Annotated in this window: 12 protein-coding genes; 9 read left to right on the top strand and 3 right to left on the bottom strand. The window is 64.9% G+C overall.

Annotated features, from left to right (window positions below; genetic code table 11):
* Positions 1 to 124 precede the first annotated feature (124 nt).
* Both M8A51_RS10585 and M8A51_RS10580 read left to right on the top strand, forming a co-directional pair.
* Entirely contained in the window at positions 125 to 952 is an 828-nt protein-coding gene (locus M8A51_RS10585; RefSeq protein WP_251778187.1) for a DUF3014 domain-containing protein, read from the top strand.
* A gap of 102 nt (positions 953 to 1,054) precedes the next feature.
* On the top strand, positions 1,055 to 2,545 hold the full coding sequence (locus tag M8A51_RS10580; RefSeq protein ID WP_251778185.1) for a potassium/proton antiporter: 1,491 nt from the start codon (positions 1,055 to 1,057) through the stop codon (positions 2,543 to 2,545).
* Between the two features lie 9 nt (positions 2,546 to 2,554).
* On the opposite strand, the gene M8A51_RS10575 is transcribed toward M8A51_RS10580, so the two are convergent.
* The gene (locus M8A51_RS10575; protein ID WP_251778184.1) at positions 2,555 to 3,667 is read right to left on the bottom strand and encodes an aminotransferase class V-fold PLP-dependent enzyme; all 1,113 of its coding nucleotides are present in this window, start codon (positions 3,665 to 3,667) and stop codon (positions 2,555 to 2,557) included.
* Between the two features lie 194 nt (positions 3,668 to 3,861).
* On the opposite strand from M8A51_RS10575, the gene M8A51_RS10570 reads away from it, so the two are divergent.
* Positions 3,862 to 4,428: a hypothetical protein gene (locus tag M8A51_RS10570; protein WP_251778183.1), complete on the top strand. Its 567-nt coding sequence runs from the start codon at positions 3,862 to 3,864 to the stop codon at positions 4,426 to 4,428.
* Positions 4,429 to 4,871: 443 nt separating this feature from the next.
* Here the strand turns inward: M8A51_RS10570 and M8A51_RS10565 are convergent, their stop codons facing one another.
* Together M8A51_RS10565 and M8A51_RS10560 are read right to left on the bottom strand one after the other, a co-directional pair.
* Entirely contained in the window at positions 4,872 to 5,132 is a 261-nt protein-coding gene (locus tag M8A51_RS10565; protein ID WP_251778181.1) for a hypothetical protein, read from the bottom strand.
* A gap of 30 nt (positions 5,133 to 5,162) precedes the next feature.
* Positions 5,163 to 5,627: a hypothetical protein gene (locus tag M8A51_RS10560; protein WP_251778180.1), complete on the bottom strand. Its 465-nt coding sequence runs from the start codon at positions 5,625 to 5,627 to the stop codon at positions 5,163 to 5,165.
* Positions 5,628 to 6,169: 542 nt separating this feature from the next.
* On the opposite strand from M8A51_RS10560, the gene M8A51_RS10555 reads away from it, so the two are divergent.
* From M8A51_RS10555 to M8A51_RS10530, 6 genes are all read left to right on the top strand, one after another.
* Positions 6,170 to 8,449, top strand: coding sequence for an AAA family ATPase (locus M8A51_RS10555; RefSeq protein ID WP_368408540.1), 2,280 nt, complete (start codon positions 6,170 to 6,172; stop codon positions 8,447 to 8,449).
* Entirely contained in the window at positions 8,446 to 10,404 is a 1,959-nt protein-coding gene (locus M8A51_RS10550) for a UvrD-helicase domain-containing protein (protein WP_251778177.1), read from the top strand. Before M8A51_RS10555 ends, M8A51_RS10550 begins: the two co-directional genes overlap by 4 nt.
* A 538-nt stretch (positions 10,405 to 10,942) precedes the next feature.
* Positions 10,943 to 11,266, top strand: coding sequence for a DUF7677 family protein (locus M8A51_RS10545; RefSeq protein WP_251778176.1), 324 nt, complete (start codon positions 10,943 to 10,945; stop codon positions 11,264 to 11,266).
* A gap of 474 nt (positions 11,267 to 11,740) precedes the next feature.
* Positions 11,741 to 12,016, top strand: a complete 276-nt coding sequence (locus tag M8A51_RS10540; RefSeq protein ID WP_251778175.1) for a barstar family protein — start codon at positions 11,741 to 11,743, stop codon at positions 12,014 to 12,016.
* Positions 12,017 to 12,082: 66 nt separating this feature from the next.
* On the top strand, positions 12,083 to 12,562 hold the full coding sequence (locus tag M8A51_RS10535; protein WP_251778174.1) for a hypothetical protein: 480 nt from the start codon (positions 12,083 to 12,085) through the stop codon (positions 12,560 to 12,562).
* Between the two features lie 238 nt (positions 12,563 to 12,800).
* Positions 12,801 to 14,315, top strand: a complete 1,515-nt coding sequence (locus tag M8A51_RS10530) for a hypothetical protein (RefSeq protein WP_251778173.1) — start codon at positions 12,801 to 12,803, stop codon at positions 14,313 to 14,315.
* The last annotated feature ends 99 nt before the right edge of the window (positions 14,316 to 14,414 follow it).

Raw genomic sequence — 14,414 nt, 5'->3', positions numbered from 1 at the left:
ATTGCAGCAACTTGCGCGCCCGCGCGCAGGGGGCCGCTTCGCAGCCGCCACGCATACTCGGTGCCGGAACCCCAAGGCGACCGGCCGAGTCGCACCTGTCGACCCCAAGACCAGGAGACAACCGATGAAGGAAAAATGGTTCACCGCGCTGTTCACGGTGTTGCTGCTCGCCGCGCTGTCGAGCGTGGGCTACCTGTGGTGGCAGCGCCAGCAGCCGCCGCCCGCGCCAACGCAGCAGGCGCGCACCGCCCCGCAGGACGTCGCGCAGGCGCCCGCCGCCCCGCCCCCCGCCGAAGGCCCGCGCTACCCCGTGTCAGAAGAGGCCCCGCCGGCCGCCGAAGCGCCCGCCACCGTGGACGCCGCGATTGCCGACCTCGTCGACAGCCCTGCCGCGCTGTCGATGCTGCAGCTCGACGGCTTCGTGCGCCGGGTCGTCGCCACCGTCGACAACCTCGGCCGCGCCCATGCGCCGCCCCGGCTGTGGCCGGTCGACCCGTCACCGGGCCGCTTCACGGCCGCCGACACCGGCGCGGGCGGCGTCATCGATGCGCGCAACGCCGCGCGCTATGAGCCTTTCGTCGCGCTGGTCGAACGCATCGACACCGAACGTGCACTCGCCTGGTACACGCGGCTGTACCCGCAGTTCCAGCAGGCCTACGAGGAACTGGGCTACCCCGGCCGCTATTTCAACGACCGGCTCGTCGCGGTGATCGACCTGCTGCTGGCCACGCCGCAGCCATCGCAGCCGCCGCGCGTGCACCTCGTCGAGGTACAGGGGCCGGTGGCGTCGACGCGCCCGTGGGTGCGCTACGAATTCGTTGACCCGGCGCTGGAGTCGCTGGCCAGCGGCCAGAAGGTGCTGCTGCGCATGAGCGAGGGGCAGGCGCGCCGGCTCAAGGGCAAGCTCGCCGAGGTGCGCGAGCAACTGGCCGGGACGACAACCGCGCGCTGAAACCGGGGCCGTGCCGCCGCGGCAGACGGCCGCCGCACGGGCCAATGGAGGCAAAGGTGACGCACTGCTGCTAAGGTCGCGGCTGTCCGTTTCACCTTGCCCATGGATTTCGTCAACATTCCGCTTTTTGCCGCGTCGGCCCTGGTGTTCCTGAGCGTCATCTCAGGCCTGTTCTCGACGCGCGTCGGTTTTTCCTTCCTGCTGGTCTTTCTGCTCGCGGGCGCCTTGGCCGGCGAGGACGGCCCCGGCGGGCTGCACTTCGACGACTTCCGGCTCAGTTTCTGGGTCGGCAACATCGCGCTGGCGGTGATCCTGCTCGATGGCGGCCTGCGCACCGCTTACTCGACCTTCCGCACCGGCCTGAAACCTTCGTTGCTGCTGGCCACCGTGGGGGTGGCGATCAGCGCCGCGCTCACCGGCGCGGCCGCGACGCTGCTGCTCGACGTGGAGTGGCGCCACGGGTTGCTGCTGGGCGCCATCGTCGGCTCCACCGATGCCGCAGCGGTGTTCGCGCTGCTGAAGAAGTCGGGCGTGACGCTGAACGAGCGCGTGGCCGCCACGCTGGAAATCGAGTCGGGCATGAACGACCCGATGGCCGTGTACCTGACGCTGGCCTTCATTGCCGTGATCGTGGGCACCGAGGCCGGTGCGGCGGCCAGCGGCAGCGGCCTGCACACCATCGTCGCCACCTTCGTGCTGCAGTTCGGCATCGGCGGCGCGCTCGGCGTCGCCGCGGGCCTGGGCCTTTCGGCATTGCTGAACCGCCTGCCCGAAGCCAGCGACTCCGGCGGCGGCATCACCGCGCTGCTGCTGGTGTCGGCGGGGCTGGGTGTGTTCGGCCTGACCGGCTGGATCGGCGGCTCCGGCTTCCTGGCCGTGTACCTGGCGGGCATGATCGCCGGCAACCGCGCCACCGCCCGCGTGCGCGTGTCGCTGTCGGCCATGGACGGCTACGCCTGGCTGTCGCAGGCCGGCATGTTCTTGTTGCTGGGCCTGCTGGTCACGCCGTCCGAGATGCTGAGCACGGCCGGCCCGGCACTCGGCGTGGCCGCCGTGCTGATGCTGGTGGCGCGGCCGATCGCGGTGTGGCTGTGCCTGGCGCCGTTCCGCTTTCGCGCCAACGAGGTGTGGTTCATCTCCTGGGTGGGCCTGCGCGGCGCAGTGCCCATCGTGCTGGCGGTGTTCCCGCTGATGGCCGGCGTGCCGAACTCGATGCTGCTGTTCAACGTCGCCTTCGTCGTGGTGCTGGTGTCGCTGCTGTTGCAGGGCACGACCATCGGCTACGCCGGCAAGCGCCTGGGTGTGGCGCTGCCCGAATACAGCGACGAGCAGCGCACCCGCGCCGTGTTCGGCGACTTCGTGCTGGACGGCCGCGCGCCGGTGGGGCCCGTGTGCGAGTTCTACGGCCTGCCGGCCCCCGACAACCCGCAGGCCGCGCTGGCCGACTGGATGTCGCGTGCGCTCGGGCGGCCCGCCGTGGTGGGCGACCGGCTGCCGCTGGGCAGCGCGACGCTGGCCGTGCGCAGCATGGACGGTGCCCGCATCGCCGAAGTCGGCCTGAAGCTGGAGGAGTCTGCGCCCGGCGACGCTTGAGCGGCCCCGTCAGGCCTGCAGAACCTGCTGCAACCGGGCCAGGATGCGCACGATCTCGTCGTGGCGCAAGGGCACGAATTCCAGCACCAGCCGGCCCTGTCCGGCCTCGTGGCCCATCACCCAGATCGACGGCGAGCCTTCACGCAGTTCCTGCAGCAGCGTGGCCGCGCTGCGCCCTGCCACGGCCGGGTCCACCGACAACACCGCACGCGAGAACGGCATGCCGGCCGGGTCTTGCAGCGCCTGGGCCTGCAGCCCCGGCAGGCGTGCCGCCCGTTCGACGAAAAACGCCACCTTGGTGTCCTGCTCGGCCTGCCATGCGCCGACATCGAGCCGCTCGCGCTGCCCGATCGCGGCAAGGCAACCGAGCAGCGCTTCCTTGGTGGCCTTCATCGCACGGCCGATGCCTTTTTCCTGCGCGTGCGCAGCCTGCACCAGCGCTGTACGCCCGACGACCAGCCCTGCGGTGGGTGCTGCCAGGTACTTCTGCGCGCTGATGATCACCGCGTCGGCGCCGGTGGCCAGCAGCGCCGGAATGCGCAGGTCTTGCGCCGCGCCGTCGATGAGCGCCGGCACACCGCGCCGGTGAGCCGCAGCCACCGCCTGCGTCAGGTCGACCGCCTCGCCCTTCACCAACCGCGAGGCCACCAGCAGCAGGCAGGCCGTGTCGGGCGCCGCCAGCGCCTGCTCCAGCTCGGCGAGGGTGCACCGCTGCTCGGTACCGGCCAGCACCGGCGTGGCGCCGGCCAACCGGATGTCGGTGACGATCGGGTGCCCGTAGTCCACCGCATGGCCGGCCGGCAGCACCACCTTGTGCGGCAGGCCCGTCGCGTCCGGCAGCGCAGCGATCCTGGCCGCGTCCACACCGGCCATCACACCGGCGATGGCCATCGTGATGCCCGCCGCGGCACAGTGCATCACGGTGGCCGCTTCGGCGCCAGCGTAGCGGGCGATGGCAGCACCGGCTGCCGCTTGCAGCTCTTCGATCACAAAAAACTCGGTGAGCGACTCGCCCACCACGTCGGCGACCGCGCGCGTGGAGCGCGAAACGCCGACCGGCGTGTAGCTGCCGGCCGCGTTGATGACGGGTGTGAGGCCGTAGGTGTCGTGCAGTGAATTCATCAAGACATGTGCAAGGTAAAGGCTGGAAGAACGATGGTATCGCTGCGGCCCGACACCGCCACGCCCTGCGAACTTAGGGGGTGGTCCTGGTTGATCGGCGCCATGACGGCGCCCATACTCACTCACGCCGGCATGACCTGCCCTTGCCGGCTGGCGCCGCCGAATCGTTGTGCGGCCTGAACGAGGAGCGCGGCATGCCAGGCACCCTGCTCGCTTACGACGCCGCCTTCCCCAGGGCGGCGACTGTGCTGTCTTCCCCATCGGCGCAGCAACTGCGAGACCACCACTACCCCACCCCGCACCAGTTGCTCGCGTGCCCACCGACGATGCATGCCGATGTGATCGGCCGGCAGCTGGCCCTGTCGGCCGACTTGATGGGGCTGCTCGACGTGCTGATCCTCTTCGGCCACGGCATCATCACGAACGGCGTGACCCGCGGCATCTTGATATCGGCCGACCCACTGACGGACAGCAACCTGTGGGCACTGGACCAGATGCGCGGCAAGTTCGTGCGCGGCGGCCGGATCGAGCTGTGGGTGTGTGCCGCGGCGTCGAGCACCACTGGTGGCGGCCGCTCCAGCGGCAGCTCTTTCTGCCAGCTGATGGCCGACCGCGTGGGCGTGGATGTTCTGGCCGCAGAAGATCTGCAAGGCTTCCTGAACAGCGCCCAGCGCAACGTGGCCGACACCGGCCTGTGGTTGACGGAGAGCTACTTTCTTCCGTGGGAAGGGACGGTGCGCCGGTTTCGTCCAAGGGGGTAGGTTCGGGGTGATGGGTCAGGTAGATGTCGGCAGTGCAGCGGTTGCTGCCATTCGAATGGACGGTGCGTAAGGCGACTACTTTGTCGCAAGCAGTCGCTGGCCCTGGCGAAAGCGCTTGGTGCGAATGACAGCTATATGCGGTAGCGGAGTCGCGCGAATCAATGCAGCTCGGCCCACGCTCCTCCGCGACCGTCTGGGTGGAAGATGCGGTCCAACGAGGTGTCCCTGGCGGGCACCCCCGGGATGCTGTGGATCAGGCTGTCGAGGGGATTCCCGGGACGCGTAAACTCCAGGTGCTCGCCCTACTGGAATTCCTCGGTGAGCGCGGGCTGCTGCGAGCGGAAAAAGATCGCATTCTTCGCATAGACCTGCACCGTTTTGTTGCAGATGTCGACCTCGTGGTCGTCCAGCACCAGCGTCGTGAGCCTGGGCTCGACCGTGTACTAGGACGGCCGGCACACGAGCACGGAGACGTGCGGCGTGATCGGCACGAAGAGCTCTGGCGACCACAGGACGTTCTGGACGTTCTTGACGTTGTGGAAGAAGCCGTCCCCGAAGACGAACTCCCTGCCCTGCGAGTACACCGCGACGAACTTGCCGCGCGACTTGATGCTGTCAGCGATCACGCGATGGGAGTTCCTCATGTTCAGGCCGATCAGGGCGTTGCGCTCAGACGTCGCTTCGACCTCGTGGTCGTCCAGCACCAGCGTCGTGAGCCTGGGCTCGACCGTGTACTAGGACGGCCGGCACACGAGCACGGAGACGTGCGGCGTGATCGGCACGAAGAGCTCTGGCGACCACGGGACGTTCTGGACGTTCTTGACGTTGTGGAAGAAGCCGTCCCCGAAGACGAACTCCCTGCCCTGCGAGTACACCGCGACGAACTTGCCGCGCGACTTGATGCTGTCAGCGATCACGCGATGGGAGTTCCTCATGTTCAGGCCGATCAGGGCGTTACGCTCAGACGTCGCTAGCGGCCCTCGCTGGCGCTCCGCCAGGGCGACAGACGCTTCCCGATTCATGGGGCCGCGCACCGCCAGAGAGACCGCGCACTCGGTCATGCGCGCTAACTCCACATCAGTGCACGGCTGCGGGATGAAGCGCTGCCTCAGTTCCCGAACGTCACGTACAGGCCTGCGCTCAAGCCGTTCCAGCCACCTGATCAGGCCGAGGAAGGCGTCGTCCGCCCGGTCGAACACGCGCTCGAAGCTCTGGTCCTAAACCGTGTCCTCATCGTTGCGCCCCAGCTTTATGAGGTGCCCATTGCCGATGACGCCAAGTCTGGCCGGCGGGAACCGCACGGTGCTTCCATCCGGGTTGAGCCAGCTGGTCTTGCCATCCTCCCCCGCTCAGTGACAAGACACGCACACGGGCCACCAGTGATGTCGCTCAGACTTCAGCTTTGCCATCGGATGATTTTCGATGAACAACATCACCGACCGGCGCGGCGAAGATAGTACTTTCCACGAGCGACAGTCGCCGCCCCTTTGCAGTCCAATCAGAGCATGGGAGGGGCTTGGCAGAGCACGCGCCGGCGCGACCGGATGGCATCGGAGCCTCTTGTATCAACGCCGCGGCAAGCGCGGGCACGCAATACGGGAGGCACGGTGCCATGAGCACGCCAGCAGCACCTACACCACCAGCCGCAGCCTCCGCCGCACCAGCACCAGCACCAGCACCAGCACCAGCAGCAGCAGCAGCAGCAGCAGCAGGGCCGTCGGGAAGCATCACGCTGCGGTTTGTGGAGCTGTGTAGGTTCCGACGCCTGGGTAGGGTTCAGTTGGACCTGGATCCGCAGACGACGATTCTTGTGGGTGCCAACAACAGCGGCAAGACCGCCATCCTCACCGCGCTACGGCACTTCCTGGCTGAATCCTCGCCCTTCGGCGCGTTCGACATCAGCCTGTCGGAGTGGCCCGCGCTCCGTGCGCTGGGCGTCAAATGGGAAGCGTTGACGGAGGATCCAGCGACCGCCGCGCCGAAGGAGGGAGAAAACTGGGAAGACCAACTCGCGACGCTGTTGGCGGCGATGCCCACGCTGGATCTGTGGTTCGACGCTGAGGCCGGGATGTTCCACTACGTCCAGCCCTTCTTGTCCAAGCTGATCTGGAAAGGTGGCGCTGTTGGCGTCCGGCTGCGCCTGGAGCCGGCCAGCGATGTCGCGTCGCTCAAAGAGCTGGCCTGGGCCTACAACCGCGCGCGCGAACCCGTGAAAGGCATGAGCAGCGAATCGCTCGCTTGGCCGATCGACCTGCTCGACTACTGGCTACGTGAGCCCAGGAAGCTCGGACAGGTCAGGCCGTACAGCCTTGATGCCGCCAACAATCCCATCCAGGGGATCAAGACCTACCAGACCCAGGTCTTAGCGGCCGGTGCGCAGCCAGCCGACCGCAAGCACCTGACCAAGCTGATCCGCGTCGACTTCGTCGCGGCCCAGCGGGGCCTCGGCTCCGAAGAGGCCGACTCCAAGTCCACGGCGTCGTCACATCCCGTCGGCCTGTTCTCGAACCAGCTCCTGAAGTTTGCGCGCCAGCATCTCAACGTCGCCGCGACCGGGCACGGGCAACGTGCCGACCTCATCCAGGCTGTCGCCAATGCGCAGAAGGACCTGGACCAGAAGATCCACGATGCCTTGGCGTCCTCAGTTGCCGAGGTGAAGCTGCTTGGCTACCCCGGCCTTCATGATCCTCAGGAAATCCGATTCAGGACGCGCATCCACACCGCCGACCTGCTCGACCACAGCACCGCCGTCCAGTACAGCATGAAAGGCGGGACCGGCGAAGATATGCTGCCGGAGTTCTCGATTGGTCTGGGCTACCAAAACCTGCAGTCGCTGAGCTACCAGCTCGTGTCGTTCAAGACCGCGCGCATGAACCCCGAAAAAGGCTCGCCGCCCCCTGTCCACCTCGTCATGATCGAGGAGCCCGAGGCCCACCTGCACGTCCAAGTGCAGCGCATCTTTCCGGACAAGGCGCACAAGCTCATCAGCCCGACGGACAAGGATGCCAGCGCGCTGAGAAGTCAACTGCTGATCAGCACGCATTCCAGCCATCTCGCGCACGCCGAGGACTTCGACCGGCTGCGGTACGTGCGGCGTATCCCGCCCTCGACGTCCCATCCCACGCCGAGCACCGAAGTCGTCGACCTGGGCGAGGTGTTTGGCGACGACGACGAGACGCGTCAATTCGCGGAACGCTACTTCCGCGTGCAGCACACCGATCTACTGTTCGCCAACGCCGCCCTGTTCGTGGAAGGCGTCGCGGAGCGCATGCTCGTGCCGCTCTTCATGGAGCTGAAGTACGAGAAATTGAACAGCCGCTACGTCTCCTTTCTGGACATCGGCGGTAGCCACGCCCACCGGCTGAGGCCCCTGGTCGAGAAGCTCCGGATTCCCACCGTCGTCATCACCGACCTCGACCCAACGGAGAAGAAGGCCGGCCCCAAAGGCAAGATGCGCTGGATGGCTACGGCGAACACAGGCCAGGCTGGCCTCAGGTGCGGCAATGCGACGCTGCGCGAATGGCATCCCCAACTGCAGAACGTGGACGACTTCAAGGCGCCGACGCCTGCCCAACTCATCTGGACAGGCGCCCCGGACTGCAAGGTCCGGTTCGCCTGGCAACTGCCGGTTGCCGAGGCAGGCGGCCAATGGCCGACGACGTTCGAGGACTCGCTGATCCTTACCAACATCGATTGGTTCAAGGGGCTGAACAAGCTCGCCGAAGAAGCGAAGGCTGCAAAAGCCAGTGGCCAGCAGAAGGCTGAGGACGATAAGAAGCTCAAACCACCGACCGGAGCGCTGGCCGATGTGGCGGAGGCGGTTGCAGGCGCTGCCACCGCGGTTGACCTGCTGAACGACCTTCACGCTTTGATGCGCGATTCGTTCAGCAAGGGCGATTTCGCGGCCAGCATCTTCGAGCGCGTCGCGACTGGTGAAAACGTGACCTGCCCGAAGTACATCGCTGACGCCCTCGCCTGGCTGCAGGACGAACTTGATCCCGCCGTGGACGCAACGCCATGAAGGGCACCGTCGTCCTTGAAGGCAACGACCGCGACGCCGGCGTCGTCGAGGAAATTTGCGCTTACTTGACGGAGCATCCGCCGCGCAGCTTCTTCCTATTTGCAGGAGCCGGCTCGGGCAAGACGCGCACGCTGGTTGAAGTGCTGCGCCGGCTCACCAGCGTCGTACCGCACGAAAGCGGCGGGAAGCTGGCACACCGCCTGCGCCTCTATGGTCGATCGATACGCGTCGTCACCTACACCAAGAACGCCGTCGCGGTCATCAGCGGCCGGCTGGGCATCAACGACTTGGTCGCCGTCTCCACCATCCACTCGTTTTGCTGGGAACTGATCGGCGGCTTCAACGACGACATCCGAGCGGCGCTCATCGCCGTCAAGACGGCGAAGCTCGAAGACAAGCGCGTCGAGGCGGCGAAGAAGGCGAAGGGCATCAGCAAGACGGACCTTAGGAACTTCGCAGAAATTGAGGCGGAAATCGAAGCCCTGAAGGCCGTGCCGACGTTCATCTACCACCCCGACAAGGACACCTACGGTGATGGAGCCTTGGAGCATGGCCAAGTGCTAGACGCCACGGCTTGGATGCTGTTGCACCGGCCGACGCTGCGAACCATCCTGCACGACCGTCACCCCATCATCCTGATCGACGAGTCCCAGGACACGATGAAGTCGGTTTTGGACGCACTGATGAAACTTGCGGAGCCCAGGGGCAGCGGTCTCACGCTCGGCCTCCTCGGGGATCACCGCCAGCGCATCTACATGGACGGGCATTCCGACCTGCCAGGCCTCGTGCCCGACGGCTGGGCCAAGCCCGAGCTGAAGATGAACCACCGCAGCCAGCAGCGAATTGTTCAACTCATCAACAGTATCTGGGCGGCGAAGCTGGCGGGTCGTACACAGCCCGCCTCAGGTGTCGAACAGCATCCCCGCACTGAGAAGACTGGCGGCACGGTGCGCTTGTTCATCGGGCGTGCATCCCTCTCGACACCAGAAAAGCGCCAGAAGGAAGCCTGGGTTGCCTCGCAGATGCAGCAGGCGGCCAACAGCGACGCATGGGCGACACCCGGCGGCTTCCAGTCGCTCGCGCTGGAGCACAAGCTCGTTGCGGCGCGCGGCGACTTCTTGAACGTCTACACGGCGATGACGCTCATCGACCCGAACGCTGCGGCACCATCGGGCAGGGGCGAGAACACCGGACCTTCAGCCGCTCGGCTGGTGCTGCACGATCTCGCGCAGCTCGCGGCCTGTGTAGCCGCGGACGGGTCCGTCAACGAGTTCGCGGCCACCGAAGTGCTGCGGCGCGCCGGCTGCCTTGAGCAGTTGCCGGCCGACGCCGATCAGCGGATTGCGCGGACGGAAGAAATGCATGATGCCGTCGTGGCGTTTGGCGTGACATGCGTCAAGCCAGACGCCACCGTCGCTGACGTCGTAGCGCCCATCATCAAGGCGCAGGTGTTCAAGGTGGACGCTCGGCTGCTTCAGCAGTTTGCCGACCCGACGCCGCCGCCGGCGGCGCCGATTCCGCGCAAAGAAACCGAGACGGACGACGCGCGACGGCGAAGGGGGTGGTGCGCGCTGTTCAAAGCGCCATGGACCGAACTGGAGCGGTATCGGCGCTACCTGGCCGGCCAGTCCGAACTCGCCACGCACCAAGTGGTCAAGGGATCGGAGTTCACGCACGTCATGGTGGTCATGGACGACGACCAGTCCGGTGGCCACCAAATCTCCTACGACAAGCTGTTTGGCGCGACCGAACTGGGAGAGCGCGATTTGGACAACATCCAGGCTGGCAAGGAGACGACGATCGACCGGAGCCTGCGACTGTTGTACGTCACCTGCAGTAGGGCCCGTGAATCGCTGGCGCTTGTCTTATGGGCTGAGAACCCGACCGAAGCCCTGAGATTCGCGCGGCAGGAAAGCGGCTGGTTTGCCGAGGGAGAAGTGTTGGAGATTCCTTAGGACGGCCACGAGAGGCCATCCGCCAGCCTCTTTCGCCAGTCAGTGACCAACCGCTTGCGACCCGATGCAGTCCTTCGTTTGTGAGCTATGCGCGCGCAAAGGGCGCCGGGTAGCCGACTCCGCTCATGTCCCCCGGGATGGGCTACGCCCATCCCTCCTCCTTTACTTCGCTGCGTCGGCCACCCGGCACCCTTTGCCTGAGCGGCTCGCTGCCTTCGAAGTCGCGAACAACGTGCGGTGGTGGATCGGGCCGGCGGGGTGTTCTGCGCAGCGAAGTAAAGGAGGAGCGGCGGGCGTAGCCCGTCGCGGGGGACATGAGCGGAGCAGAGCACCCCGCCGGCTCGATCTCGCGCCAGCGTCTGCAAATGGCCGAAAACCGGCGTCCCGCAGAGCAGCGAAAGGTGGCCGCTGACGCGTGGCGCGTACGCGCTGATCGTCAGCTTCCTGGGTGGGTCACGAAACCGTGCTGCCGGCCAGGAGCAGCCGGTCGCCAACGACCGGTTTTCGGTTAGGCTGCACACCTCCGTTCGGGATCCCGATGCAACACCTGAGTCACTCATTCAGCGGCGCGCTACGAACGTTCGCGTACTTCATGGCAAGCGGTACTCAGTACACGCTTGAAGGCATCAAGTACCTAGACCTGTATGGAAATGATCCGAGCGCAATTGAGCAGGTCTATGCGATATTCGCGAACGTCTTACAGCTCGACGAGACAGGGCGCGTGATGAATGCGCATTACGCGCAAAAGAGAGCAACCGACTATCTCCGGGCATATTGCGATCCGAGCTTTCAAGTCGAGCCGCCCTACGAGGACTGGGAGGTCGCTTTGCACGAACCGCCGCCTCGGCTGGACCCGGTATGAGGAGCTTTTCAGATCGCGAACTGGTGGACGCCCTTACGTCCCTGTCCGAACGACGGCTCGTCGAGGTAGTCGCCTTGGCGCTGGAGGCGCGCGATGCCGAAGTGGGGCGCCCTGAATGGCAGTCGACGAAGCTCGTGCTTGCGGAGGCCCACCGAGTCAATGAGGCGCCTGGTATGCCGTCACCGTGGGAGATACTTGTGCTCGCGCGGCCGCAACATCTTGGGGAGTTCGTCACGGAGGGTGAGGGCCCAAGCCAAGAAGGCAGTTGCTGCGGGCTCACACTGGCCAGCTATGCCAAGCGCATTGTTTGCCCAGTGTGTGGGAAACAGGCCGATGCGACATAGGTGAACCGCGGAACACCGGCTTTTCCGGCGTCGAATTTTCGACTGGTCAAGCCGCGACGGGTCGGGTAAGACGCAGGTCTCGGCCAGGAGCGATCATTGATGAGGGACGGCTTTCAGGTAGGCTGAGCGCATGCGAACCATCGTTGTCGATTGCCTCACTGTTCAGTCGGAAGCGGACTTCTGGTCGGAGTACGTGAAATCGGCCCAGCCAGACGGTTCAGGCTACTTTGGGCGCAACCTCGATGCATTCTGGGACGCCCTGAATGGTGGCCCTGGTTGTCCAGGCGAGTGTGAGCTTCGGTTTATCAATACAGGGCACGTGCAAGCGTTTCGCAGTGGTCATTTTCTCGAAGCGCTGCGTGACATCGCAAGCCGGTCAAGCATCGTGAAGGTCACGTTTGACTGATTCCAGCGACTGCAAGCTGCACATGGCCCAACAGCCGGCACGATGAAGCCACATCGAGAATCCGACATGCCGAACTACTCACTGATTCAAGCCACACCCCGAGCGCCTGACGGAATTTCTTGCAGGTACTTCCTGGTAGATCACAGCCAAGCAGAACGCCGAACGCTACTGGTTGTCGCCTTTGAGGGTGAGTACCCCGACGGTTCTCGCGGCAACGCTCACGGCGCGTACATTGCGACGGCGGCCATTCATGGGCTTTATGCATTTGACGCGGACGGTGTGGTGCTTGACTTTCGAGGACTGACCTACCGATGGGGCAACACGCTTCTGAAAGTCTTTGAGGACATCGGGCAATTCAAGGACACAAATCTGGAACCGGGGGAACCACGATTTCCTGTCGTTGTCGTGACGTCGGAGAGGTGCCGAAGTGCCTTCTTGTCCCTGGTGACGCCCTCAGGTCAATCCGCACCGGATTGGCACTTTGACGAAATCGACAAGGCCATTGAATTTGGTTTGGCCTGGATCGATCGGTGGTTTGCCTTCTGAAAAAGACGGAGGTCCGCGCTGCGTTCGGGCTTGCTAGACGCAGCATGCCCCCTTTACGGCGAGGAGTCGATAGGTTTACAAGACTGCAACAGATCGGGTCAAGCCGCAGGTGCAGGTCTCGGCCACTAGCATTCGCACGGGAACGACCGGTCTGGGGTAGCCTACACGCCGACGCAACCGTCGGACCCGTGCCCGCCAACATCCGGGCACAACAAGCCCACGAAGGCAGGGAGCGGAAATGGAGACAGGCCTCGACGACCAGGACGACGTCCTCGTGCCCATCTACTTCTCGAACGTGTTCGAGGTGGATGAGCAGGTCGTCGATGATTACGGTGCGTTCAACGTGGCACTGGTCAACGACCTGCCGCTCTTCGTGGACCCGTTCCTGCTGTTCGATAGCGAGGGGGACAAGTACAAGAAGCTTCACGACGGCATCATCGAGTACCTCGTGTTCTTGAAGGAGCGTGCCCTGGAAGGCGAACTGAGCGCCGGGGACATGAACCAGTGGCTCCTGTTCAAGGAGGTCAAGCAGAACTGGTTGGGCTTCAGCCAGGTGGGCAACGGCGGCACCGGGCTCGGTCCCAACTTCGCTCGCTCCCTCGCAACGAACCTTCGCACGGTGTTCCGGAACTTCGGGCGCGAAGCGACCACGGCCGGCAGTCACCTGGAAAAGCTGGGCTTGCTGAGCAACGGGGTCGGCCGCGACCATTTGAGCGACTTCACGACCAACCTCATCAAGAACTTCCTCCTCGAATACACGCAGGAATTCGGTATTAAGCACCTGCGCAAGGAGTTTGTGCGACGCTTTAGGGTCGACAAGGTAGTCTTCGACTACGAGGCTCGCCGTTGGCAGAGCGGCTACTTCGAGTTGCCGTACTTCAACGGCGACTACGTGTTGCTGACGCCGAAGGACATCCTGACCCGGGAAGAGGCATGGATTAACCAGGCCGACATGCTCGCCCAGTTCACCGAGATTCAGGTCTCCATCCCCGATGAAGACCTGCGCAACCGCGTCAGCGACCACTTCATGCGCCAGATTGACGAGCGCACCAAGGCTAACGAGCGCAAGGAAGCCGCGCTGAGGACGCTCGCCGCCCACCCGGAAGTTCTGGACGTCTACATCCGCATGAAGGAGGAGGACGCACCGGAGGCGCACGCGCAGAGCGACATTAAGGTCAAGGTGACCCAAGCCCAGTTTGTGGAGAACGTGCAGGAGCTGGCGCGCCAGCTTCAAGAACTGCGTAGGCAGCAGCCGGCCGTGACCGGGGACGAGAGCGGTGACGCCATGGAAGAGGCCCGCCGTCGGGTTGCGTTCCTGAAGCACGTCATTGAAGACAACGACGGCTACCGGCTGTTCTACGTCGACGGTAAGCCGGTGAAGCGCGAGAGCGACCTGCAGACGATGTTCCGGCTGACCTGGTGCGCGACGGCGTTCGACGTGAACGCGGAGGTCAACAACGGCCGTGGTCCGGTTGACTACAAGATTTCGATGGGTAAGGCGAACGCCGGCCTCGTGGAGTTCAAGCTCGCCAGCAACACCAGCCTCGAGAAGAACCTGCGCAACCAGGTCGCCATCTACGAGAAGGCGAGCAACACAAAGCGGTCGCTCAAGGTGATCTTGTACTTCAGCGACTCGGAGCTGGACAAGGTGCTGCGCATCCTCAAAACCCTCGGGCTCGTCGGAAACCCCGACATCATCCTCATCGACGCCAACAGCGAGAACAAGCCGTCGGCCTCGAAGGCGAAAACCTAGACCTCTGCGGCGAAGCCGCTCGGGCAAAGCTCACTGCGAGGCGACGACGCGCGTCTACCTGTGCGCCTACGAATCCCTGAGCGAGGGGCCAGCTCTTAC

The sequence above is a fragment of the Caldimonas mangrovi genome, assembly GCF_023721835.1.
Classification (GTDB): Bacteria; Pseudomonadota; Gammaproteobacteria; order Burkholderiales; family Burkholderiaceae_C; genus Caldimonas; species Caldimonas mangrovi.
The sequence above is the reverse complement of the archived record's forward strand: the minus strand, read 5'-3'. Positions and strand labels throughout refer to the sequence as shown.